Source organism: Pararhizobium sp. O133, assembly GCF_051669845.1.
Lineage (GTDB): Bacteria > Pseudomonadota > Alphaproteobacteria > Rhizobiales > Rhizobiaceae > Pararhizobium.
The window spans coordinates 4,446,922-4,466,917 of sequence record NZ_CP196426.1 but is presented as its reverse complement, the minus strand read 5'-3'; the positions used below and the strand labels follow the sequence as shown (position 1 = coordinate 4,466,917).

18 protein-coding genes and 1 tRNA gene are annotated in these 19,996 nt (G+C 62.3%); 6 read left to right on the top strand and 13 right to left on the bottom strand.

Translation table 11 applies throughout. The annotated features are described in order from the left end of the window. Nucleotides 1-56 precede the first annotated feature (56 nt). The 3 genes from yidC to rpmH all read right to left on the bottom strand — a co-directional run bounded on the left by yidC (nucleotide 57) and on the right by rpmH (nucleotide 2,496). The gene (gene yidC / locus ACST81_RS21685) at nucleotides 57-1,841 is read right to left on the bottom strand and encodes a membrane protein insertase YidC (protein WP_438750500.1); all 1,785 of its coding nucleotides are present in this window, start codon (nucleotides 1,839-1,841) and stop codon (nucleotides 57-59) included. Continuing rightward, nucleotides 1,828-2,223 carry a ribonuclease P protein component gene (gene rnpA / locus ACST81_RS21680; protein ID WP_438750499.1) on the bottom strand — a complete coding sequence of 132 codons (396 nt, stop codon included), beginning with the start codon at nucleotides 2,221-2,223 and terminating at the stop codon, nucleotides 1,828-1,830. Before rnpA ends, yidC begins: the two co-directional genes overlap by 14 nt. Nucleotides 2,224-2,358: 135 nt before the next feature. Next, nucleotides 2,359-2,496, bottom strand: coding sequence for a 50S ribosomal protein L34 (gene rpmH, locus ACST81_RS21675; RefSeq protein ID WP_037104763.1), 138 nt, complete (start codon nucleotides 2,494-2,496; stop codon nucleotides 2,359-2,361). Between the two features lie 418 nt (nucleotides 2,497-2,914). Between rpmH and ACST81_RS21670 the strand changes: the two genes are divergently transcribed. The 5 genes from ACST81_RS21670 (at nucleotide 2,915) to ACST81_RS21650 (ending at nucleotide 9,123) form a co-directional block, all read left to right on the top strand. Then, complete coding sequence (locus tag ACST81_RS21670; RefSeq protein ID WP_438750497.1) at nucleotides 2,915-4,930, top strand: methyl-accepting chemotaxis protein; 2,016 nt, start codon at nucleotides 2,915-2,917, stop codon at nucleotides 4,928-4,930. A gap of 171 nt (nucleotides 4,931-5,101) precedes the next feature. Continuing rightward, nucleotides 5,102-5,905: a TVP38/TMEM64 family protein gene (locus tag ACST81_RS21665; protein ID WP_438750496.1), complete on the top strand. Its 804-nt coding sequence runs from the start codon at nucleotides 5,102-5,104 to the stop codon at nucleotides 5,903-5,905. Then, nucleotides 5,889-7,334: a dihydrolipoyl dehydrogenase family protein gene (locus ACST81_RS21660; RefSeq protein ID WP_438750494.1), complete on the top strand. Its 1,446-nt coding sequence runs from the start codon at nucleotides 5,889-5,891 to the stop codon at nucleotides 7,332-7,334. Before ACST81_RS21665 ends, ACST81_RS21660 begins: the two co-directional genes overlap by 17 nt. A 17-nt stretch (nucleotides 7,335-7,351) precedes the next feature. Beyond that, nucleotides 7,352-8,845 carry a sensor histidine kinase gene (locus ACST81_RS21655; RefSeq protein WP_438750493.1) on the top strand — a complete coding sequence of 498 codons (1,494 nt, stop codon included), beginning with the start codon at nucleotides 7,352-7,354 and terminating at the stop codon, nucleotides 8,843-8,845. Between the two features lie 201 nt (nucleotides 8,846-9,046). Beyond that, nucleotides 9,047-9,123, top strand: a tRNA-Arg gene (locus tag ACST81_RS21650). 85 nt (nucleotides 9,124-9,208) lie between these two features. Here ACST81_RS21650 and ACST81_RS21645 read toward each other — a convergent pair. From ACST81_RS21645 to ACST81_RS21625, 5 genes are all read right to left on the bottom strand, one after another. After that, on the bottom strand, nucleotides 9,209-9,625 hold the full coding sequence (locus ACST81_RS21645; protein ID WP_438750492.1) for a hypothetical protein: 417 nt from the start codon (nucleotides 9,623-9,625) through the stop codon (nucleotides 9,209-9,211). Nucleotides 9,626-10,036: 411 nt separating this feature from the next. Beyond that, entirely contained in the window at nucleotides 10,037-10,486 is a 450-nt protein-coding gene (locus tag ACST81_RS21640; RefSeq protein ID WP_438750491.1) for a DUF1810 domain-containing protein, read from the bottom strand. 209 nt (nucleotides 10,487-10,695) lie between these two features. Next, a complete protein-coding gene (locus tag ACST81_RS21635; RefSeq protein ID WP_438750489.1) occupies nucleotides 10,696-11,682 on the bottom strand; it encodes an aldo/keto reductase in 987 nt (328 codons plus the stop codon). Nucleotides 11,683-11,761: 79 nt separating this feature from the next. Further along, nucleotides 11,762-12,349, bottom strand: coding sequence for an IMPACT family protein (locus ACST81_RS21630; RefSeq protein WP_438750488.1), 588 nt, complete (start codon nucleotides 12,347-12,349; stop codon nucleotides 11,762-11,764). Nucleotides 12,350-12,391: 42 nt separating this feature from the next. After that, nucleotides 12,392-12,799, bottom strand: coding sequence for a MerR family transcriptional regulator (locus ACST81_RS21625; RefSeq protein ID WP_438750486.1), 408 nt, complete (start codon nucleotides 12,797-12,799; stop codon nucleotides 12,392-12,394). Nucleotides 12,800-12,875: 76 nt separating this feature from the next. Here ACST81_RS21625 and ACST81_RS21620 point away from each other — a divergent pair, with 76 nt between their 5' ends. Further along, complete coding sequence (locus ACST81_RS21620; RefSeq protein WP_438750484.1) at nucleotides 12,876-13,643, top strand: MauE/DoxX family redox-associated membrane protein; 768 nt, start codon at nucleotides 12,876-12,878, stop codon at nucleotides 13,641-13,643. A gap of 191 nt (nucleotides 13,644-13,834) precedes the next feature. On the opposite strand, the gene putA is transcribed toward ACST81_RS21620, so the two are convergent. From putA to accB, 5 genes are all read right to left on the bottom strand, one after another. Further along, nucleotides 13,835-17,530, bottom strand: a complete 3,696-nt coding sequence (putA, locus tag ACST81_RS21615; protein ID WP_438750483.1) for a trifunctional transcriptional regulator/proline dehydrogenase/L-glutamate gamma-semialdehyde dehydrogenase — start codon at nucleotides 17,528-17,530, stop codon at nucleotides 13,835-13,837. A gap of 186 nt (nucleotides 17,531-17,716) precedes the next feature. Then, on the bottom strand, nucleotides 17,717-18,031 hold the full coding sequence (locus ACST81_RS21610) for a YkgJ family cysteine cluster protein (protein WP_438750482.1): 315 nt from the start codon (nucleotides 18,029-18,031) through the stop codon (nucleotides 17,717-17,719). 203 nt (nucleotides 18,032-18,234) lie between these two features. Next, nucleotides 18,235-19,041: a 2', 3'cyclic nucleotide phosphodiesterase SpdA gene (gene spdA / locus ACST81_RS21605; protein ID WP_438750481.1), complete on the bottom strand. Its 807-nt coding sequence runs from the start codon at nucleotides 19,039-19,041 to the stop codon at nucleotides 18,235-18,237. Between the two features lie 96 nt (nucleotides 19,042-19,137). Then, nucleotides 19,138-19,533 (bottom strand): hypothetical protein, encoded by a 396-nt coding sequence (locus ACST81_RS21600; protein ID WP_438750479.1) that lies wholly within the window; start codon nucleotides 19,531-19,533, stop codon nucleotides 19,138-19,140. A 4-nt stretch (nucleotides 19,534-19,537) separates the two neighbouring features. Further along, the gene (gene accB, locus ACST81_RS21595; RefSeq protein WP_438750477.1) at nucleotides 19,538-19,987 is read right to left on the bottom strand and encodes an acetyl-CoA carboxylase biotin carboxyl carrier protein; all 450 of its coding nucleotides are present in this window, start codon (nucleotides 19,985-19,987) and stop codon (nucleotides 19,538-19,540) included. Nucleotides 19,988-19,996 lie beyond the last annotated feature (9 nt).

The following is a 19,996-nucleotide window of genomic DNA, read 5'->3' as shown; positions in this document are numbered from 1 at the left end:
GACAAAAGCCCCGGAGATGATCCGGGGCCTAATGCAGACTTGAAGCTCCGTCCGGCCTATTCGGCCGGTTTGGGTTTCTTGGCGAACAATCCCTTGAGATTGTCGAACAGTTCGAGCTTGGCGCCATGGCGCTTCATGATGAAGGCCTGCTGGGCGATCGACAGCGTGTTGTTCCAGGCCCAGTAGATGACGAGACCGGCCGGGAAGCTTGCCAGCATGAAGGTAAAGACCACGGGCATCCAGGTGAACAGCATCGCCTGGGTTGGATCCGGCGGCGTCGGGTTCATGCGCATCTGCAGGAACATGGTGATACCCATGACCAGCGGCCAGACGCCGATGAGCAGCATATGCGGCACTTCGAACGGGATAAGGCCGAACAGGTTGAAGATCGAGGTCGGATCTGGGGCGGACAAATCCTGGATCCAGCCGAAGAACGGGGCGTGGCGCATTTCGATGGTGACGTAGATCACCTTGTAGAGCGCGAAGAACACCGGGATCTGCAGAAGGATAGGCCAGCAGCCGGCGATCGGATTGATCTTTTCTTCCTTGTAGAGGGCCATCATGCCCTGCTGCAGCGCCATGCGATCGTCGCCATGTTTCTTCTTCAATTCCTCCATCTTCGGCTGAACCTTCTTCATGTTTGCCATCGAAGCGTATTGCTTGGAGGCAAGCGGGAAGAACAGCAGCTTGACGACGATGGTGGTCATCAGGATGGCGACGCCGAAATTGCCGAAATAACGGAAGAAGAAGTCCATCAGTTTGAACATCGGCTTGGTGATGAAGTAGAACCAGCCCCAGTCGATCAAAAGGTCGAACTGCGGAATGGAATAGGACGTCTCATAACCGTCGACCAGCGGAACCTGCTTGGCGCCGGCGAAAACCAGGGTCTTCACATCGAGCGATTGGCCGGGCGCGATCGTCACGGCGTCCTGCTTGTAGTCGGCCTGGAAGCGCGGACGGCCATCGGTGAAGTGCTCGTACTTCGACTCGTAAGGGGTCGTCTGCGGCGGCACGATGGCGGCGGCCCAGTATTTGTCGGTAATGCCGAGCCAGCCGGAGGTGGCCTTCTCATGCTTGACCGGCACGTCGTTCTCGACCTTGCCATAAGCAATTTCATTGAGGCCATGCTCGCCGATCACACCGATGAAGCCTTCGTGCAGAACGTAGACGCTCGGGGTCGTCGGCTTGTTGAAGCGCGTGACGCGGCCATAGGTCGACAGCGAAACCGGAGCGGCGGTGCCATTGGTGATATTGTCGGTGATCTGGAACATGAAATGGTCGTCGATCGAGATCGTGCGCTCGAAGACGATGCCCTTCTCATTTGTGAAGGTCAGGACGACCGGAGTCGCCGTCGTCAGCTTGTCGCCGCTCTTGACGGTCCAGACCGTGGTCGGTCCCGGAACAGCGCCAGTCTCGGCATTGCCGATATAACCGATTTCGGTGAAATAGCCGTCCTGCGTGTCGGAAGGGCTGAAGAGCGTGATCAGCGGGCTCTTGTCGTCGACGGTCTCGTGGTATTCCTTGAGCTTCAGGTCGTCGAAACGGGCACCGGTCAGGTTGATCGAACCGCTAAGCGCCGCCGTTTCGATAGTCACGCGGGCAGACTTCGCGACCGCCTGATCGCGGGTCTCGACGGCGCCAGGAACCGCACCGTTCGTCGGCTGGGCGGTGTTCGCCGCATCGCCCGTCGCCGGCGCTGCAGCCTGCGTCTGCGCCTGCTGGGCTTCCGTCGCGATGCGGTCTTTCTCGATCTTCGGATTGACGTAGAGAAACTGCCAGCCGATCAGAATGAGCACCGACAGGGCGATCGCCACGAAGTAGTTGCGGTTATTTTCCATCATTCTTTCCTGGAGCGGCCGGGGGCCGTGAATGTTTTTGCTTGTTTTCGATGCGCTCGCCGAGGATCTTTTTGATCCGTGCGAAGGGGGCGCTCAAAACGTCGCGTCTGGCGACAACCACATAGTCATGTCCGGGCTTCATTGCAAATCCGGCGGAAAGCCGCACGGCCTCCTTGAGGCGACGGCGCATCCGGTTGCGCTCGACGGCATTGCCGTGCTTCTTGGTGACGGTGAAACCGACGCGTGGCGCGGTCTCCGGTTCGCCGCGATCAAGAACTTCAAGCAGGATCAACGGACCTTTCCGCTGCTCTCCCTTGCGAACGGCAAGAAACTGCGGCCGGCTTTTCAGCCGCCCGGCAGTCGATTTATGCTTGGGTGATGTCATTCGCCCGCGCTCCTTCTTGGAGCAGGAGCATCCGACGTCCACAGGGACGATTTAAGGATGCTCCGGCGCCGCGAGGCTGCGCGTACAGGTTTCGCGAGGTTGACTGCGCGAAGACGCGGCACGCGCCAGACGGCCTTAAGCCGACAGACGCTTACGGCCACGTGCCCGGCGGGCAACGATAACCTTGCGACCACCCTTGGTGGCGATACGTGCACGGAAGCCGTGACGGCGCTTGCGAACAAGCTTGGACGGTTGATAGGTACGCTTCGTCATTTATTTTAATACCGCGGTGTGCGGCCCTTCTTGGGTTTGCTTCTTAGCAAGGGAGCGTTACGTTCCGGTCGCGACTTTGCACAGGGCAAGGGGACTTGTCCGGACGTGGGCGGCTTATAAGTGCAAAGGCCCGCGAAAGTCAATTGCTGCCGTGGAAAAGCTGGATTTCTTGGCGGTTGCGGAGATTTTTCGTATCCGCAAGGCGTGCCGGCCGATGTCTGATGGTGTTCACCTGAACGGTGAAGTTAGCAGATCTTAATGTATGAGCATAAACAAACTGCTAATGCCGGACCATTATAATTTGACATTGCGCCGAAGAGCTTCGTTAACCATCGTCGGCGTAGTGTCGATCGATATTGTACGAGCAAGCTGGGCTGCCACCTCCCGCCATCCTGGCTGCTCAAAGGAGACACTAGCAATGAAAATTCGAGGCAAGATTTACCTTATTGTCGCTGTGATGAGCATGATTGCACTGGTCGTGACGGGTATCGCGCTGACCGTTATCACCCAGTACAACACCAAACTCGTGCAGTTCGACAATGCCTCGGACCGTGCCTTCAACGGTGAGCATCTCAACCGCCTGGTGACCGCCGTCGTCATGGAAGCGCGCGGGATCTACGCGGCACCCACGAGCGAAAAGGCAAAGACCTTCGGTGAAGGCCTGGCGAAGAATCTCGACAAGATCGACACGCTGCTCACCCAATGGCGCCCGCTGGTTCCGGCCGAGCAGCTACCGGCCTTCGATGCCGTGGTGAAGCGCGCCGCCGAGTTCCGCACCTTCCGCACGGAAACCGCGCGTCTCAGCCAGGAAGTTTCGCCGCAGGCGGCCAACGAGCAGGGCAACAACGAAGGAAACCGCGCCAATCGCAAGGCGTTTCAGGCCGAGATCGACGCCATCGTTCAGACCGACCGCACGGCGCTCGATGAAATCCAGGTCGAAGTCAATTCGATCGAGCAGAAGATGATCTGGCTGGTTCTGCTGACCGCAGGCTTCGGCCTTGCCATCGGTACGGGTATTGCCGTCTATATCGGCACCAAGCTCAGCCAGCCGATCCTGCAACTGACCGGCACGATGAAGCACCTGGCCGATGGCGACCTCGATGCCGACGTGCCCTTTGCCGGTCGCAAGGATGAAATCGGCGAAATGGCCAGCGCCGTCGAAGTCTTCAAGCGCAACGGCCTTGCCGTGCGCGAACTGAACGCCCAGGAAAGCGGCCTGCGTCAGAAAAGCGCCGATCTTCAGTCGAGCATCGCGGTCGTGGTCTCGGCCGCCGTCGCCGGCGATTTCACCCAGCGCATCGACAAGGACTATGGCAACGACGACCTCAACCGGTTCGCTGCCAGCGTCAACGAACTGGTCAACAGCGTCAACAGCGGCATCAACGAGACGCGCCGCGTCATCGCCAGCCTCGCCATCGGCGACCTGACGCGGAACATGTCCGGCAATTTCCAGGGCGCCTTCGCCGAACTGCAACAGAACGTCAACGACTCGCTGTCGACGCTGCAAAGCACGCTGCGCGAAGTCCGCACCACGACGGACTCGATCAACGGCAATTCGAGCGAACTGCGCTCAGCCGCCGACGACCTGTCCAAGCGGACGGAACAGCAGGCCGCCGCTCTCGAGGAAACCTCGGCTGCGCTCGAAGAGATTACGGTTGCCGTTCGCAACTCGACCGACCGCGCCCAGGAAGCGACCGTCATGGTCACCGAGGCCAAGCAGAGTGCCGCGCAGTCTGGTGAAGTCGTGCGCAATGCCGTCGACGCCATGGGCCGCATCGAGCAGGCTTCCAGCGAGATCGGCCAGATCACCAATGTCATTGACGAGATTGCCTTCCAGACCAACCTCTTGGCGCTCAACGCCGGTGTCGAAGCCGCGCGTGCCGGTGATGCCGGCAAGGGCTTTGCGGTGGTCGCCCAGGAAGTTCGTGAACTGGCCCAGCGCGCCGCAAGTGCCGCCAAGGACATCAAGGGCCTGATCGAGAAATCCGGTTCGGAAGTTGCCACCGGCGTCAAGCTGGTGCAGGAAACGGGCCTGGTGCTCGGCGAGATCGAAGCGCGGGTTCTGAAGATCAACGATCATATCCATTCGATCGCGACAGCCGCCCGCGAACAATCGACGGGCCTGGGCGAAGTCAGCACCGCCGTCAACCAGATGGACCAGGTGACCCAGCAGAACGCCGCCATGGTGGAAGAGGCCAATGCCGCGACCCATAAGCTGTCCAGCGAAGCTGACAGCCTGGCCCGCCTGATCTCGCACTTCAAGCTCGACGACGGCGCAACAGCACGCCGCGCCGCTGTCGCGCCGGTCCGCGAGACCACCCGTCCGGTTGCATCGCCGGCCCGCAAGATCATGGGCACCGTTGCCCGTGCCTTCGGCGGTGGTGGCGCTGCCGCAAGCGCCGCGGTCGCCAGGGACAATTGGGAAGAATTCTGATCCGCCTCTCGGTGAGAGAGCCCGAATACAGGCCCGCGGCGATCCCCGTTCGTCGCGGGCTTTGCGTTTTGGCCTCTCGATCACGGCGACGTTTTTGAGCGCGATCATTCGTTATTGGTCCCGTCAACGCTTTCCGACTAATGCTGCTCGGCAACGAAGAGACGGGATGGCATGAAGCAGCAGGATACCGACAGGGGAGGCCAAGTGGCGACGGCGGAGAACCTGCCGGCGCAGCCGGTGCATTCCCTTGCCTTCCGGATGACGCCGCTCCTCCTACTGTTCGCCGGACTCGGCATCGCCTATGGATTGGGCCTGCACAGATATGTCTCGCTCGACTGGCTGGCTAACCAGCGACAGGTGCTGCACGATTTCGTCGCGGCCTATCCGCTGCGCGCAACCGCACTGTTCTTCCTCGTCTATGTCGCGGTCGTCGCGCTTTCCATTCCAGCCGCATCGGTGCTGACGATCTTCGCGGGCTTCCTGTTCGGCTGGCTGACCGGCGGCATCATCGTCGTCGTTGCGGCGACGGTCGGCTCGTGCCTGTTGTTCGCGGCTGCCCACACCGCCTTTGGAGATATCCTGCGGCAGCGCGCAGGGCCGTTTCTCGGCCGTTTCGCCCAGGGTTTTTCGAAGAACGCCTTCAGTTATCTGTTGGTCCTGCGTTTGGCGCCGATCTTCCCGTTTTTCGTCGTCAATATCGCACCGGCCTTCTTCGCCGTCAGCCTGCGAACGTTTGCCGCCGCCACCATCGTCGGCATCATTCCCGGGACCTTCGTTTACACTTGGCTTGGCAGGGGATGCGAACGGGTCATCGAGGACGCGGCGAGCAGGGACCAGCCGCTGATGCTCTCCGATTTTCTCGTTCCCGAGACGACATTCGCCCTGATGGCTCTCGCCGTCATTGCCGCGCTGCCGCTGATCGTGCAATTTGTACGAGAGAAAAAGCGGTCGGCTGCCCATGGCGGAAGAAACTGAACCCACGATCAACATCCTGTCTCCCGACATTTGCGTGATCGGCGGCGGTTCCGCAGGCCTGTCGGTTGCTGCCGGTGCCGCCGCCTTCGGTGTGCCGGTGGTGCTGATCGAACGCGATCGCATGGGCGGCGACTGCCTGAACCATGGCTGCGTTCCCTCCAAGGCGTTGATCGCCGCGGCCAGGCACGCGCATGCCGTTCGCGAGGCCGCCGCCTTCGGGGTCATCGCCGGCGAACCGGTCATCGACTTCGAAAAGGTGCATGCGCATGTACAATCGGTCATCGCCGCGATCGCGCCGAATGATTCGGTCGAGCGCTTCACCGCCATGGGCGTGCGGGTCATCAAGGCCGAGGCACGGTTTCTCGATGCCGACACGGTGGAGGCCGGCGGCTTTTCCATCCGCGCTCGCCGCTTCGTCATCGCCACCGGCTCCAGCACCATCCTGCCGCCGATTCCCGGCCTTGCCGAGCTCGACTATCTCACCAATGAAAGCCTGTTCGACCTCAAGCAGCTGCCGGAGCATCTGCTGATCATCGGCGCAGGTCCCGTCGGTCTGGAAATGGCGCAGGCGCATCGGCGGCTGGGGGCGAAGGTGACCGTCATCGACGTGCGCGAAGCGCTTTCCAGCGAGGACCCGGAACTGACGCGTATCGTCACCGGCCGGCTGCGCGACGAAGGCATCACGCTTTTCGAAAACACGCATGTGCTCGCCGCCGGGCAGACCGCGCATGGCGTCTGGCTGCAATGCGAAAACGGCGATGGCGCGCATATGGTGGAAGGCAGCGCCGTGCTGCTCGCCGCCGGACGCCGCGGCAATACGGCCGGACTGGAGCTTTCGGCGGCCGGTATCGGCGAGACAGCGGCGGGCATCGCGGTCGATGATCGCATGCGCACCGGCAACCGGCGCGTCTATGCGATCGGCGACGTGGCCGGTGGGCCGCAATTTACCCATATGGCCAGCTATCACGCCTCGCTGGTGCTGCGCGAAATCCTGTTCCGGCTGCCGGCGCGGGAAAACCGCAAGATCATCCCGCGCGCCATCTTCACCGATCCGGAAATCGCCTCCGTCGGTCTCGGCGAAGACGAGGCACGCCGGCGTTTTGGCCATGTCGATGTCCTGCGCTGGCCCTACTCGGAGAACGACCGCGCACAGGCGGAACGGACGACGACCGGCCTGATCAAGATCATCGCCGGCCAGGGCGGCCGGGTTCTCGGCGTCAGCATTGTCGGGAAGGGTGCCGCCGAGATGATCAACATGTGGCAGATGGTGATCGCCAACCGTCAGGGGCTCAGGCATGTCCGCAATGTCATCGCGCCCTACCCGACGATGACGGAGATTGGAAAGCGCGCCGTCATCACCTATTATACGCCGATGACGCGAAAGCCGTTCGTCCGGGCGATCATCCGGTTTCTGCGGCGTTTCGGTTAGGGCGACGGAACATCGACATGGCAGCAAACACGACAGAAACCGCGGCGGCGAACCCGTCCCCTATACGCCCGTACTTGGCGAAGGTGGGCGTCTTTCGCGGCCTGTCCGGCAGGTTGCTGCTTCTCACCGTCTTCTTCGTGATGCTCGCCGAAGTGCTGATCTTCGTGCCGTCGGTCGCCAACATGCGCATCCGCTGGCTGGAAGACCGGCTCAACACCGCCGCCGCCGCCGGGGTGGTCGTTGACGGACTGCAGGGCGTGGAACTGCCCCGCCTGGTGCAGGAGGAAACCTTGATGGCGACCGGCACCAAGGCGATCGTCCTGCGCCGCAAGGAGGAATCGCGGCTGATCGCGGCGGTGGACATGCCGCCGGAAATCGACGCGCAATACGACGTCGCGGCGATGACGCCGCTTGTCGCCATTCGCGATGCCTTCGACACGCTGCTGTTCGGCGGCGACAAGGTCGTGCGGATCTACGGGCCGGTCGGCGACAGCGATGCCGTGATCGAGGTGGTGATGTCGGACAAGAGCCTGCGCAAGGCGATGCTCGTCTATTCCCGCAACGTGTTCTTCCTGTCGATCGCCATTTCGCTGTTCACCGCAACGCTGATCTTCCTCGCCATCAATCGGCTGATGATCGTGCCGATCCGCCGGATGACGGGCAATATGCAGGAATTTTCCGCCGAACCCTCGGATCCCGGCCGCGTGCTCGAACCGGCGCCCGGCCGCGACGAACTGTCGATCGCCGGCCAGCACCTGGCGGCGATGCAGCAGCAACTGCAAAAGACCCTGAAGCAGCAGAAGAATCTTGCCGACCTCGGTCTTGCCGTCTCCAAGATCAACCATGACATGCGCAATATCCTGTCCTCGGCGCAGCTGATCTCCGACCGTCTCGCCGATGTCGATGACCCCATCGTCAAGCGCTTTGCCCCGACGCTTTTGCGCACCATCGACCGCGCCGTCGGCTATACGACCGAGGTCCTCTCCTATGGCCGTACCACCGAGCCCGAGCCGCACCGCCGCTTCCTGCGTCTGCGGCCGCTGGTCAGCGATGTCGGCGACATGCTGGCCATCGACCCCAATGCCGGCATCGAGTTCCATATCCAGATCCCCGACGATCTGCAGGTGGATGCCGACAGCGAGCAGCTGTTTCGGGTGGTCCACAATATCTGCCGCAACGCGGTACAGGCGCTGATGAACGATCCGGCCGACGGTCTTCCGCGAATAATCAGCGTCTCGGCCATGCGCACCGGCAGCGTCGTCAGCATCTCCGTCGATGATACCGGCCCCGGCATGGCACCAAAGGCCCGCGAAAACCTGTTTGCCGCCTTCCGCGGCTCGGCGCGTTCCGGCGGAACCGGACTGGGTCTGGCGATTGCCCGCGAACTGGTGCTCGCCCATGGCGGCACGATCGCGCTGGTCGAGAAGGCCACGCCCGGCACGCTGTTTCGCATCGAACTGCCCGACCGCCCGGTGCCGCTCGACGCCTTCCGCTCCAAGGCGCGCCACTGACCGCCAGCCTTTGGAAATCGGGCCGCGAAAGATGCATGCCACGGCATATGGAAAGCTGTGTGAAAGGAATCTTTCCACGGATTCAAAGGCATAATCGGACGTTTCGCGCAAAAAGAAAACTTTTTGCGGAAATTCGCTTGCAATCCCCGATGGGACGTTTTAGAGGATCGCCACGCAAGCGGTTCACCGCCGCAGCGACACGCACCCGTAGCTCAGCTGGATAGAGCACCAGACTACGAATCTGGGGGTCAGGAGTTCGAATCTCTTCGGGTGCGCCATTTTCTTCTGTCTATTCAAATATTTGAATGATCGCGTCTCCAGACGCATTGTCGCATGCGTTCCTGCGCGCTCAACAATTACCAATCACTCCATTCCCGCGTCCGTTTCCACCTCAGTCTCAATCTCCTCTTCCTTCTCCGGCATATTGCCAAGCACCGCGATGCAGAGCGCGATGGCGGGGTTGGCGGCGGTGATGTAAGGGCCTTTGCCCATGCGGGCGGAGCCGCCCTTGCTGTCCCAGCTGAAGCCGCCGACCTGGCCGGGCAGAGCGGTTTGGGCGAACTTGTAGGCGTCGTTCATCAATTTCGTATAGTAGGGAAGCTTGGATTCCTTCTTGGCCGGTGTATGCCAGATGGCCTTGCTGGTTTCCTTCTTCGACTTCGGATGGATCTCGACCTTGAGGCTCCGGGTATACCCGAGCAAAAGGCCGATCTCGCCGTCGAGCCCGCGGTTGGGTTCCTTCAGCGACGTCAGGCGCTTGATCAGTTCGTTCTGTTTCATCGTCCGCTTTCGAAATGCGATTTCGACATCGATGTCATGACGGATGTACCGTCATGGCCGCAACGACCTGCGACATTATCGATTGCCAGCCTTCGTGGAGGAAATAGGGCATTTCGACTTCGGGCAAGGGCCAGGTTCGGGGAAGTCCCGGGATTATCCTCTATACGCCCGGTCTCACGCCTTGTCGCGCCTGATCGTCGATGGACCAGCCCAAACCTTGGCCAGATCAAACGTCATCGCCCTTTAGCCCGAGAATGTTCTTGTTTGCTGGCGTTTTAACCGCCGCGCGCTACTTTGACAATGATCCGGCCTCAAGGGAGCAAGGCATGAGACCCTTCCAATACGGCATCGCCTACGCCCTGACCGTTGGCAGCATCCTGACGGTCGCGATGGTGGTTGCCGTGGTTCTTTTCACCGGAATGTAGCCGACGGTCTCTCAGCCGCGAGCAGGGCTAGGGTCCTCCGGTCCGGTTCGCCGCCGAAAAAGCGGTCGATCGCGATGCGGAGGGGGGCCGGCTCCACTGCCACGGTTTCAAACAGCGTCATCGAGGAACGGAATTTCAGGTCATCCGGGCTGCCGAATATTTCGTGCGCCGTCCGGCTTGAGACGGCATTGACCGCCTGCGTGCATTCAAGAAGCCTCGCACCGAGCAACGGATAGGCGAGATAGGCGGACGCCTCGGCCTTTCCCGAGATCGCAAAACGTTGCGCCATGGCGGACAGGCCAAGGCCGGCGAGCTGCGGGAAGACGAACCACATCCAGTGCGTCATTTTCCGGCCGCGGGTCAGTTCGGACAGAGCGGTATCATGGATGCCGGCTTGCGCCTCGACGAAACGTTCGAGATGGAAGGGATCCGGCATCGGTGGCCTCCTGTCACAAAAAAGCCGCGCTGGGTCTCAGCGCGGCTCAGACTGCTGACAAACCCCTTTGGGGTCTCGGCGCAGCTTCTTTGATTCCAATCCGTTCACCTTTCGATTCAGAGACGTTCCGTGAATCTGACACCAAGGAAGAAGGCCCGTAGGGTTTGTCAGCAAGCTGAGCCGCGCTGGGTCTCAGCGCGGCTCTGATGTTACCACTTCTGGTGAACATGCACCTTGATCAGCCGTTCATAGATATCGGCCAGCTGCGACAGCGCGTCGGCCGACAGCGGCGCAAGATCGCTGGCGGCGGCATTGGCCTGAGCCTGTGTCTCGTTGCGCGCGCCGGGAATGACGACCGATACGGCCTTGCGCTGAAGGATCCAGGCGAGTGCGAACTGGGCCATGGAGGCACCTTCCGGCACCAGCGGCCGTACCTGCTCGACAGCCTCGAGCGCAACGTCGAGCGGCACGCCGGCAAAGGTCTCGCCGACATCGAAGAATTCGCCGTTGCGGTTGAACTTGCGATGATCGTCGTCGGCAAACTTGGTGTCGGCGGTGATCTTGCCGGAGAGCAGGCCGGAGGCGAGCGGCACGCGCACGATGACGCCGACATTCTTCTTCTGCGCCTGCTCGAAGAACACGCCGTGCGGGCGCTGGCGGAAGATGTTGTAGATGATCTGGATCGTCGCGACGCCCGGATATTCGATCGCCTTCAGCGCTTCCTCGACGGTGGAGACCGAGACGCCGTAATTGCGGATCTTGCCCTTGACGACGAGATCGTCGAGCGCGCCGAACATGTCGGGGCGATAGAAGACCTCCGTCGGCGGGCAATGGAGCTGGACCAGATCGAGCGTCTCGACGCCGAGATTGGCGAGGCTGCGGTCGATGAAAGCCTCGATATTGGCGCCGGTATAACCATCGGCCACATGCGGGTTCAGCCGGCGGCCGGCCTTGGTGGCGACGAAGGGCTTTTCCCCGCCGCGCTCTTTCAGAACGGATGCGATGATCTTTTCCGAGCGGCCGTCGCCATAAACGTCAGCCGTGTCGATGAAGGTGACGCCGGCGTCGAGCGCGGCATTCAGCGCCCGCTTGCCGTCTTCCTCCGACACGTCGCCCCAGGCGCCGCCGATCTGCCAGGCACCGAAGCCGATTTCGGAAATGGTGGCGCCAGTGCGCCCCAGAATTCTGTTTTTCATAGTGGGTTCCTCGCCTGCGATGTGACACGCAATTTTGTTTAGCGGGGCTTTCTAAGCCTAATATGACGGAGGTGAAAGCCTATTCGTCCTCAAAGCGAATCTCGGCGCGCCCACGGGTGAGATCGCGAACCAGAGCCCTGACCGTCTCGCGCAGGGGCTTGGCCATCTGCACGTCGAATATCGCGCCGGTGCCGGTAAAATTCTCCGCCGATATGATGACACCATTCGACAGCAATCGTGCCTTGACGATGGCGAGATCGGAGAAGTCGCAGGTGATCGTCGCGCCATCGGTCTCGATGACCTCTGTCTTTTCGGCCGCGCGCAATCCCATTGCGGCGGTGCCGCCGTAGGCGCGGATCAGCCCGCCGCTGCCGAGCAGGATGCCACCGAACCACCGGATAACGACAACAGCGACATGGTCCAGTCCTTGACCGTCGATCGCCTGCAGGATCGGCTTGCCGGCGGTGCCGCTCGGCTCGCCATCGTCGTTGAAGCGATAGAGCTGGCCGATGCGCCAAGCCCAGCAATTGTGGTTTGCCGCTGGATCGGAATGAACGGCAATGAAATCCTTCGCTTCCTGCTCGTCGGCCACGGGACCGTGGATCGCGATGAAGCGGCTCTTCTTGACGTCCTGGCTGAAGCTTTCGGTGGTACGAAGGGTAAACATGTTGCGCTGATGTAGCCGAGCAACGGCGTCCCGGCAATTCCCTCAATCGCCATCGAAAGCGGTCAGGATCGGGCAGGGACCGGCTTTGCCATGGGCGCAATCATGCGCCAGCCGGTGCAGCGCGTTGCGGGCCGCCTGAAGCTCGGCGATTTTCTCATCCAGCGCCGCGATCCGCTGGTGGGCAAAGGTTCGCGCCCGCGCCCTGTCTTCCGTCGCATTGAGTTCGATCAACTCGCCGATCTGCTCCAGCGTAAAGCCGGCGGCCTGCGCCGAGCGGATGAAGCGCAGGCGACGGATGTCGGCCTCGCCATAGCGCCGGACATTGCCGCGCAACCCGCCACCGCCGTCTCGCTCCGGCAATTCCAGCAGGCCGCGCCGCTGGTAGTAACGAACGGTCTCCACACCCACGCCGCCTTCGTGTGCAAGCTTTGAAATTGTCATGGCCGACATTCTTGACTCCGTACTATGGTACGGAACTTATATGGGGTGCAGTCGGTTGAAATCCAACACAATGAAAGACTGCATCATGCTCGACACCACGCACCGCAAGGCCATTCTCTATCGGATGGTGATGCCGAAACACACCTGCCCCTATGGTCTCAAGGCCAAGGACCTGCTGGAGCGTCAGGGCTATGTGGTTGAGGATCACTGGCTGAAAACGCGTGAGGAAACGGATGCGTTCAAGGCCGCGCATGACGTGAAGACGACACCCCAGGTCTTCATCGACGCAAACCGGATCGGCGGCTATGACGACACGCGCTGCTTCTTCGGCAAGCCGGTCCGCGATCCCAAGGCCGTGACCTACCGGCCGGTGCTCGCTGTCTTTGCGATTGCGGCGCTGATGGCGCTGGCGACGAGCTATGCCAGCTTCGGCACGGTCCTGACCATCCGGGCCGCGGAATGGTTCATCGCCTTTTCAATGGCGATCCTGGCCATGCTGAAGCTGCAGGATATCGAGAGTTTTTCGACGATGTTCCTGAACTATGACCTACTTGCCCGGCGCTGGGTGCGCTACGGCTATGTCTATCCCTTTGCCGAGGCCGGCGCCGGCATCCTGATGATTTCAGGCGCTTTCAACTGGATCTCCATTCCCGTCGCGCTGTTCATCGGCACGATCGGCGCAGTCTCTGTCTTCAAAGCCGTCTATGTCGACAAGCGCGAGTTGAAATGCGCCTGTGTCGGCGGCGGCAGCAATGTGCCCCTTGGTTTCGTCTCATTGACGGAAAACCTGATGATGATCGCCATGGCGATCTGGATGCTGGTGATGTCGGTGCCGTTGGGGCATATGGAGTAATGCGGAGCATGGGGCTAACGAAGACGGGCCATTGCCCGTGAGAAAAGACCCCTGGACATAACCCGCTGCGTTCTCCGCGAAAAGAACGATCTGTGTCGCGAGGGGCCCGCCGCGCGTCAGCCCTCCCACCTGTGGGGAGGGCGGCGAGCGAAGCGAGCGGGTGGGGTCTTTATCTCATGCGGAAACCTGCCTCACCCGATCGACATCAAGCTCGCATTGCCGCCAGCCGCCGCCGTATTGACGCTGGTGGAAACTTCCTCCAGCAGCCAGTTGAGGCAATAGGCGTCGGGGTTTCGCTCCAGTTCCGCCGATGATGCGGCCTGGACGAGAACGAGCGGGCCGGGCAAGGCGGCGATCTTTTTGGCGGCAGCGCGGACGCGGTCTGCCTCGCCCTCGATCAGGGCACCGGCAAAGGGCACGTCCATGCGCCAGTCGGCGGTATAGGACACGCGGGCGGCGACGGTTGCCGGCAGGGTCGAGAGCGCTTCCTTGAGCCCGGACGTGGTGTCGACCACGGCGGCATTGCCGGTCGCGAACACGGCCGCCAACTGGCGGTAGAGACCATCCGCGGTTTCCGGCACGAGCAGGATGCGGCCGCGCGGGTGCAGCGCATAGATGTTGCGTTCGCCGACCGGGCCGTCGAGCTCGGTCGTCATGCCAAGCGCCGACTGGCTGCCGGTTTCGCGAGCGTCGAGCGCCTGCGCCTTCAACCCCTTGCTGTCCAGCCAACGGGCGAAATCGAGCAGGACCGGATCGGTATGTACCGAAGCATGCTGCGGCGGCACCGGCGGCGTGGAGACGAGGCGGCCGAGATAGAGCGGTCCACCCGCCTTCGGGCCTGTGCCCGAGAGACCGCGTCCGCCGAACGGCTGGACGCCGACGACCGCGCCGATGATGTTGCGGTTCACATAGAGATTGCCGGCCTTCACGCGCGAGGTGACATGCGCGATCGTTTCATCGAGACGTGTGTGCAGGCCGAAGGTGAGGCCATAACCGGTGGCGTTGATATCGTCGATCAGCCGGTCGAGATCGTCACGCTCGTAGCGCAGCACGTGCAGGACCGGGCCGAAGACCTCGCGCTTGAGATCGGAAAGCTGCTTCAGCTCGATGATCGTCGGCGGCACGAAAGTGCCCTCGGCCGTGGCCGGCGACAGGGCGATCTGCTCGACCTTGGCGCCGATACCACGCATGGCCTCGATATGCTTCTCGATGATGCCCTTGGCTTCCGCTGAGATCACTGGACCGACATCGACGGCGAGGCGATCGGTGCGGCCGATATCGAGTTCGTGCAGCGCACCCTTCAGCATGGTCAGCACGCGGTCGGCGACATCGTCCTGCAGGCAGAGCACACGCAGCGCCGAGCAGCGCTGGCCGGCGCTGTCGAAGGCGGACGCGATGACGTCGCCGACCACCTGTTCGGCAAGCGCGGATGAATCGACGATCATGGCGTTCTGGCCGCCGGTTTCGGCGATCAGCGGGATCGGCTTGCCGGCGGGGGAGAGGCGATCGGCGAGCTGCGCCTGGATCAGGCGGGCAACCTCGGTCGAACCGGTGAACATCACGCCGGCAATGTTTGGCGCGCCGACAAGGGCGGCTCCGACCCGGCCGTCACCCGGCAGCAACTGCAGCGCTTCTGCGGGAATGCCAGCTTCGTGCAGGATGCGCACGCCCTCGGCGGCGATCAACGGGGTTTCCTCGGCGGGCTTGGCCAGCACCGGATTGCCGGCGACGAGGGCGGCTGCGATCTGGCCGGCGAAGATGGCGAGTGGGAAGTTCCACGGGCTGATGCAGACGATCGGGCCGAGCGCCTGATGGGCAGGGCCAAACGTGCGCGTTGCCTGTTCGGCGTAGTAGCGCAGGAAATCGATGGCCTCGCGGACTTCGGCAATAGCATTCGGCAGCGACTTGCCGGCCTCGCGGACGATCAGGCCGAGCAAGGTCGACATGCGCGCCTGCATCAGATCGGCGGCGCGCACGAGGCACTGGGCGCGCTCAACGGGCGCTACGGTGTTCCACCTGGCGCCCTCGGCCAGCGCGATTTCCACGGCGCGGCGGGCATCGTCCTCGGCTGTCTCGATGACGGATCCGACGACGTCGCGATGATCGCCGGGGTTCAGCACCGGGCGCGCCTCGCCGCGCAGCTTTTCGGCGCAGAGATGCGGTGCCGCCGTCCAGTCGATGGCGGCGCTCGCCTTCAGCGCATCCGAGAGCATCGACAGCGAATTTTCGTTGGAGAGATCGAGGCCCGCCGAATTGCTGCGGCCGGCATAGAGATCGACCGGCAGCTTGATCTGGTCGTGCTGCGCGCCCATGACCGGCATCGCCCGGACGACATCGACGGGATCGGCGATCAGTTCCTCGACGGAAACGGCGGGATCGGCGATGCGGTTGACGAAGGAGGAGTTGGCGCCGTTTTCCAGCAGGCGGCGGACGAGATAGGCCAGCAGCGTCTCATGCGTTCCGACGGGCGCATAGATGCGGCAGGGGCGGTCGAGATTGGCCTTGCCGACCACTTCGTCATACAGCGGCTCGCCCATGCCGTGCAGGCACTGGAACTCGTACTTGCCGACCTTGAAATCCGGACCGGCCATTTCGTAGATCGTCGCCAGTGACTGGGCATTGTGGGTGGCGAACTGCGGGAAGATGACGTCGGTGGCATCCAGCAGTTTTCGGGCGCAGGCGATGTAGGAAATGTCGGTGTAGATCTTGCGGGTATAGACCGGGAAGCCGTCGAGGCCGTCGATCTGGGCGCGCTTGATCTCGGCATCCCAATAGGCGCCCTTGACGAGGCGCACCATCATCCGGTGGCCGGAGCGGCGGGCGAGATCGATGACGAAATCGAGCACGAAGGGGCAGCGCTTGCCATAGGCCTGGACGACGAAGCCCATGCCGTTCCAGCCGGAGAGAGCGGAATCGAGGCGCAGGGCTTCGAGCAGGTCCAGCGACAGTTCCAGCCGGTCGGCTTCCTCGGCGTCGATGTTGAGGCCGATATCGTAGCTCTTGGCGATCAGCGCCAGCGCCTTCACCTTCGGCAGCAGCTCGCTCATCACGCGCGCGCTCTGGGCGCGAACATAGCGCGGGTGCAGCGCCGACAGCTTGATCGAGATGCCGGGGCCTTCATAAATGCCGCGACCGGCAGACGCCTTGCCGATCGCATGAATGGCGTTCTCGTAGTCGGCATAGTAGCGCTTGGCGTCGGCTGCCGTCGTCGCGGCCTCGCCAAGCATGTCATAGGAATAGCGGAACCCCCGGGCTTCCAGCGGCTTGGCGCGCTTGATCGCCTCGTCAATCGTCTCGCCGGTGACGAACTGCTCGCCCATCATGCGCATGGCCATGTCGACGCCACGGCGGATCACCGGCTCGCCGGCCCGCGCGATCAGGCGGGTCAGTGCCGCTGACAGGCTGCGGTCGTTGACGGTGGAGGTCAGCTTGCCGGTGACGACGAGGCCCCAGGTGGCGGCATTGACGAAGAGCGACTTGCCGCCGCCGATATGGGATTTCCAGTCACCTTCGGAAATCTTGTCGCGAATGAGTGCGTCACGGGTCGCGGTGTCCGGGATGCGCAGCAACGCTTCGGCCAGGCACATCAGCGCCACGCCTTCCTGGCTCGACAGCGAATATTCATGCACCAGACCCTCGACGCCGGAGCCCTTGTGCTTGGCGCGCAGCGCGGTGATCAGCTTGCGGGCGGTCGTTTTGGCGCGCGAGCGGACGTCTTCCGGCAGTGTGGCGGCGGCGACCAGCGGCGGCAGACATTCGGTTTCCGGCCGGCGGTAGGCGGCGGTGATCGCCTGGCGCAGCGGCGTCTGCTCGGCAATCGGCGGGGCAAAATGGTCGAAGGCAGCGGGCAGAGTTTCGGCGGTCTGTTGCAGGTGCGGCTGGCTCATCGAATCATCCCTCTTCGAAGCTGTCGGGCGCGCGGACAATGCCCGGATATGATGGGCGCAAATTAGGTTAGGGGTCGCCGGATGACCATCCGGTAAAATGACAGTCGGGCCGGATGTTTCACCTAAAAAAGTAACACTTGCCGCGAGAGATACGGTAATCTCTAAGTCACGCCGGACGATCGGAGGTCAAAGCATGACCTTCTGCGACAGTGCATGGCGCGCCATCAGGCATTCGTCGTCTCCCGGCATGCAGGTGCGACAGACAATCGGGCGGACCGCGTAGATCTTGCAGCCGACATGAACGCCGAGCGTGCCATCGAGCGCCGAACAGCGATTGTCCGCGCAACGCATGCCGCCAAGATCGACGGACACAAACTCCGCCGGGATTTTCTCCAGCTCCTCGTCCGTTTCCAGAGAAAAACGTGGCCAGTCCTCGGAATAGCTGCAGCATGCGCCGCAACTCTGGCAGTCGAAATCTTCAGTGGGAACGGCAATGGTCATGGGCGGGAAGGGTAGCATGGAATGATGGGGCGGCGGAAGGTGACGGGTTCCTCTTCTCCCCAGCGGGGAGAAGTGCCGAGCGACTGCGAGGCGATGAGGGGGCGACGGCGTAAGCCGGCGCGCGCGGTAAGTTCTGAAGGTGGCCTTCGGCCCCCCTCATCCGCCCTTCGGGCACCTTCTCCCCGGCGGGGAGAAGAGGGAGTTCACGCCACCGCCGCCTCCCGAACCGCGATCTCGTAGTCCTCTGTATGCACCAGGACACCCGTATCCGTCATCACGACGATGCCATAAGCGGCGGGTTCGTCGACGGACAGCGAGGTGTCGGGTGAGTGAAAAGGCATGGGCTGCTGGTGCACCGGGCTCTTGAAGATGGAGAAGGGGATGCCGCGGCTGGAGCCGGAGATCGTCCGATGCACATGGCCGGCGAAGATATGCAGCACATTGCCCCGGCGTTTCACCACTTCGTAGAAGTCGGTTTCGTTGGCCAGCCGCATCATGTCCATGCCGATGAAACCGGTCGGATGCGGCGGGTGGTGCATGAACAGGAGCACCGGTCGGTCGCCTGCTGTTTCCAGTTGCCGATCCAGCGAGGCGAGGCGCGCGTGACAGAGGAAGCCGGCATGGCTGTTCGGATAGTCGTAAGGCGGGGCAAACAGCGTATCGAGCAGCACGATCCGGCAGTCGGGAAAATCGATCGTCTGCTGGACGAAGCCGTCATCGTCCGGCGTCACGTTTGAAAAGGTTTCGAGGAAGATATCGCGCCGATCATGGTTGCCGATGGTGATCGCGACGGGCGGCACGAGGCGATCGAGCAGGCCGCGCAGCCGGTCGTAGGAGGCCCGGTCCGCCCTGTGGGTGAGATCGCCCATGATGACCACCCGGTCTGCATCGGCATGGTAGCGATTGACATGATCGATGCCGGCAGCCAGCCGCTGGAACGGGTCGAGCCCGATGATCGATATGCCCTCGGGCACCATATGCAGGTCGGTGAAGACGATCAGCTTGGTCATGCAGGTAAGATCCGGTTGTGAAAGAAGGTCTAATGAAGACCACCAAGCTGTCGGCGAGGTCTTCCCGGGTCAAGCAACATAATTGGGAGAATGGGATCAGGGCGTGATTTCGAAGAGCGCATCGTCATAACCGACGCCCGCACCTTCCTCGACCAATGCACGCAGCAGCAGGCATTCCTTTTTGGCGACGACTGCCCGCAACGTCAGGCCCGTGCGGATATAGGCGACGACATCACCGGCGGTGACTTGCCGTGGCAGGACAGGGGCCGGGGCTCCTGTTGCCGGATGGGCAAAAAGCAGGGTGCCGACGCCGGGTGAACGCAGCACAGTTGGTTCAACAGTTTGTGGGCGCTGCGATGTTTCAGGGACAGCGATAGTGCCCTCGCCGCCCAGTGTAAGGTGAAGTTCCGCGTTGCCGTGTTCATAGTCGAAGGCGGCAATGCCGTGCCGCTCCATCAGAGCGATGACGCTCCGGATTTCCTCGCTCGTCATGGCGTCAGACACTCCGGGCAATGGCAAACAGCGGCACGCCGGCCGTCACCGGTGCGCCATCCTCAAGATGGATGACGGTGATCACTCCGGCGCAATCGGCCTCGACCGGGTTCATCATCTTCATGGCCTCGATAATGCCGAGCTTGCGGCCATCCTCGACGGTGTCGCCGACCTGAACGAAGGGTGGTTCGCCGGGCATCGGCGAACGGTAGAAGGTGCCCGGCAGGCCGGCGACAACGACGTGATCCTTCGACGTGGCTGTTGAGGCGGACGCCACCGACGTTGCGCCGATGTCGCTTGCGAAAGCCGACGCGGCGCTTGCCACCTGTGCCCGGATCGGCTGTGTCGCGGTTTTCGACAGGCGGATGCGCATGCCGTTTTCGCTGACTTCCAGTTCGTTGACATCGGAGGTTTCCAGAAGGCGCATCAGCCGTTCGATGAGGTCGAGATCCATGATTGTTTC

What these genes read in the sequence shown, in the direction of transcription:
- rnpA (WP_438750499.1), bottom strand. Translation starts at nt 2,223, where the DNA reads ATGACATCACCCAAGCATAAATCGACTGCCGGGCGGCTGAAAAGCCGG.
- ACST81_RS21670 (WP_438750497.1), top strand. Translation starts at nt 2,915, where the DNA reads ATGAAAATTCGAGGCAAGATTTACCTTATTGTCGCTGTGATGAGCATG.
- rpmH (WP_037104763.1), bottom strand. Translation starts at nt 2,496, where the DNA reads ATGACGAAGCGTACCTATCAACCGTCCAAGCTTGTTCGCAAGCGCCGT.
- yidC (WP_438750500.1), bottom strand. Translation starts at nt 1,841, where the DNA reads ATGATGGAAAATAACCGCAACTACTTCGTGGCGATCGCCCTGTCGGTG.
- ACST81_RS21645 (WP_438750492.1), bottom strand. Translation starts at nt 9,625, where the DNA reads ATGAAACAGAACGAACTGATCAAGCGCCTGACGTCGCTGAAGGAACCC.
- accB (WP_438750477.1), bottom strand. Translation starts at nt 19,987, where the DNA reads ATGGATCTCGACCTCATCGAACGGCTGATGCGCCTTCTGGAAACCTCC.
- spdA (WP_438750481.1), bottom strand. Translation starts at nt 19,041, where the DNA reads ATGACCAAGCTGATCGTCTTCACCGACCTGCATATGGTGCCCGAGGGC.
- ACST81_RS21625 (WP_438750486.1), bottom strand. Translation starts at nt 12,799, where the DNA reads ATGTCGGCCATGACAATTTCAAAGCTTGCACACGAAGGCGGCGTGGGT.
- ACST81_RS21600 (WP_438750479.1), bottom strand. Translation starts at nt 19,533, where the DNA reads ATGACGAGCGAGGAAATCCGGAGCGTCATCGCTCTGATGGAGCGGCAC.
- ACST81_RS21630 (WP_438750488.1), bottom strand. Translation starts at nt 12,349, where the DNA reads ATGTTTACCCTTCGTACCACCGAAAGCTTCAGCCAGGACGTCAAGAAG.
- ACST81_RS21640 (WP_438750491.1), bottom strand. Translation starts at nt 10,486, where the DNA reads ATGCCGGATCCCTTCCATCTCGAACGTTTCGTCGAGGCGCAAGCCGGC.
- putA (WP_438750483.1), bottom strand. Translation starts at nt 17,530, where the DNA reads ATGAGCCAGCCGCACCTGCAACAGACCGCCGAAACTCTGCCCGCTGCC.
- ACST81_RS21665 (WP_438750496.1), top strand. Translation starts at nt 5,102, where the DNA reads ATGAAGCAGCAGGATACCGACAGGGGAGGCCAAGTGGCGACGGCGGAG.
- ACST81_RS21620 (WP_438750484.1), top strand. Translation starts at nt 12,876, where the DNA reads ATGCTCGACACCACGCACCGCAAGGCCATTCTCTATCGGATGGTGATG.
- ACST81_RS21660 (WP_438750494.1), top strand. Translation starts at nt 5,889, where the DNA reads ATGGCGGAAGAAACTGAACCCACGATCAACATCCTGTCTCCCGACATT.
- ACST81_RS21610 (WP_438750482.1), bottom strand. Translation starts at nt 18,031, where the DNA reads ATGACCATTGCCGTTCCCACTGAAGATTTCGACTGCCAGAGTTGCGGC.
- ACST81_RS21655 (WP_438750493.1), top strand. Translation starts at nt 7,352, where the DNA reads ATGGCAGCAAACACGACAGAAACCGCGGCGGCGAACCCGTCCCCTATA.
- ACST81_RS21635 (WP_438750489.1), bottom strand. Translation starts at nt 11,682, where the DNA reads ATGAAAAACAGAATTCTGGGGCGCACTGGCGCCACCATTTCCGAAATC.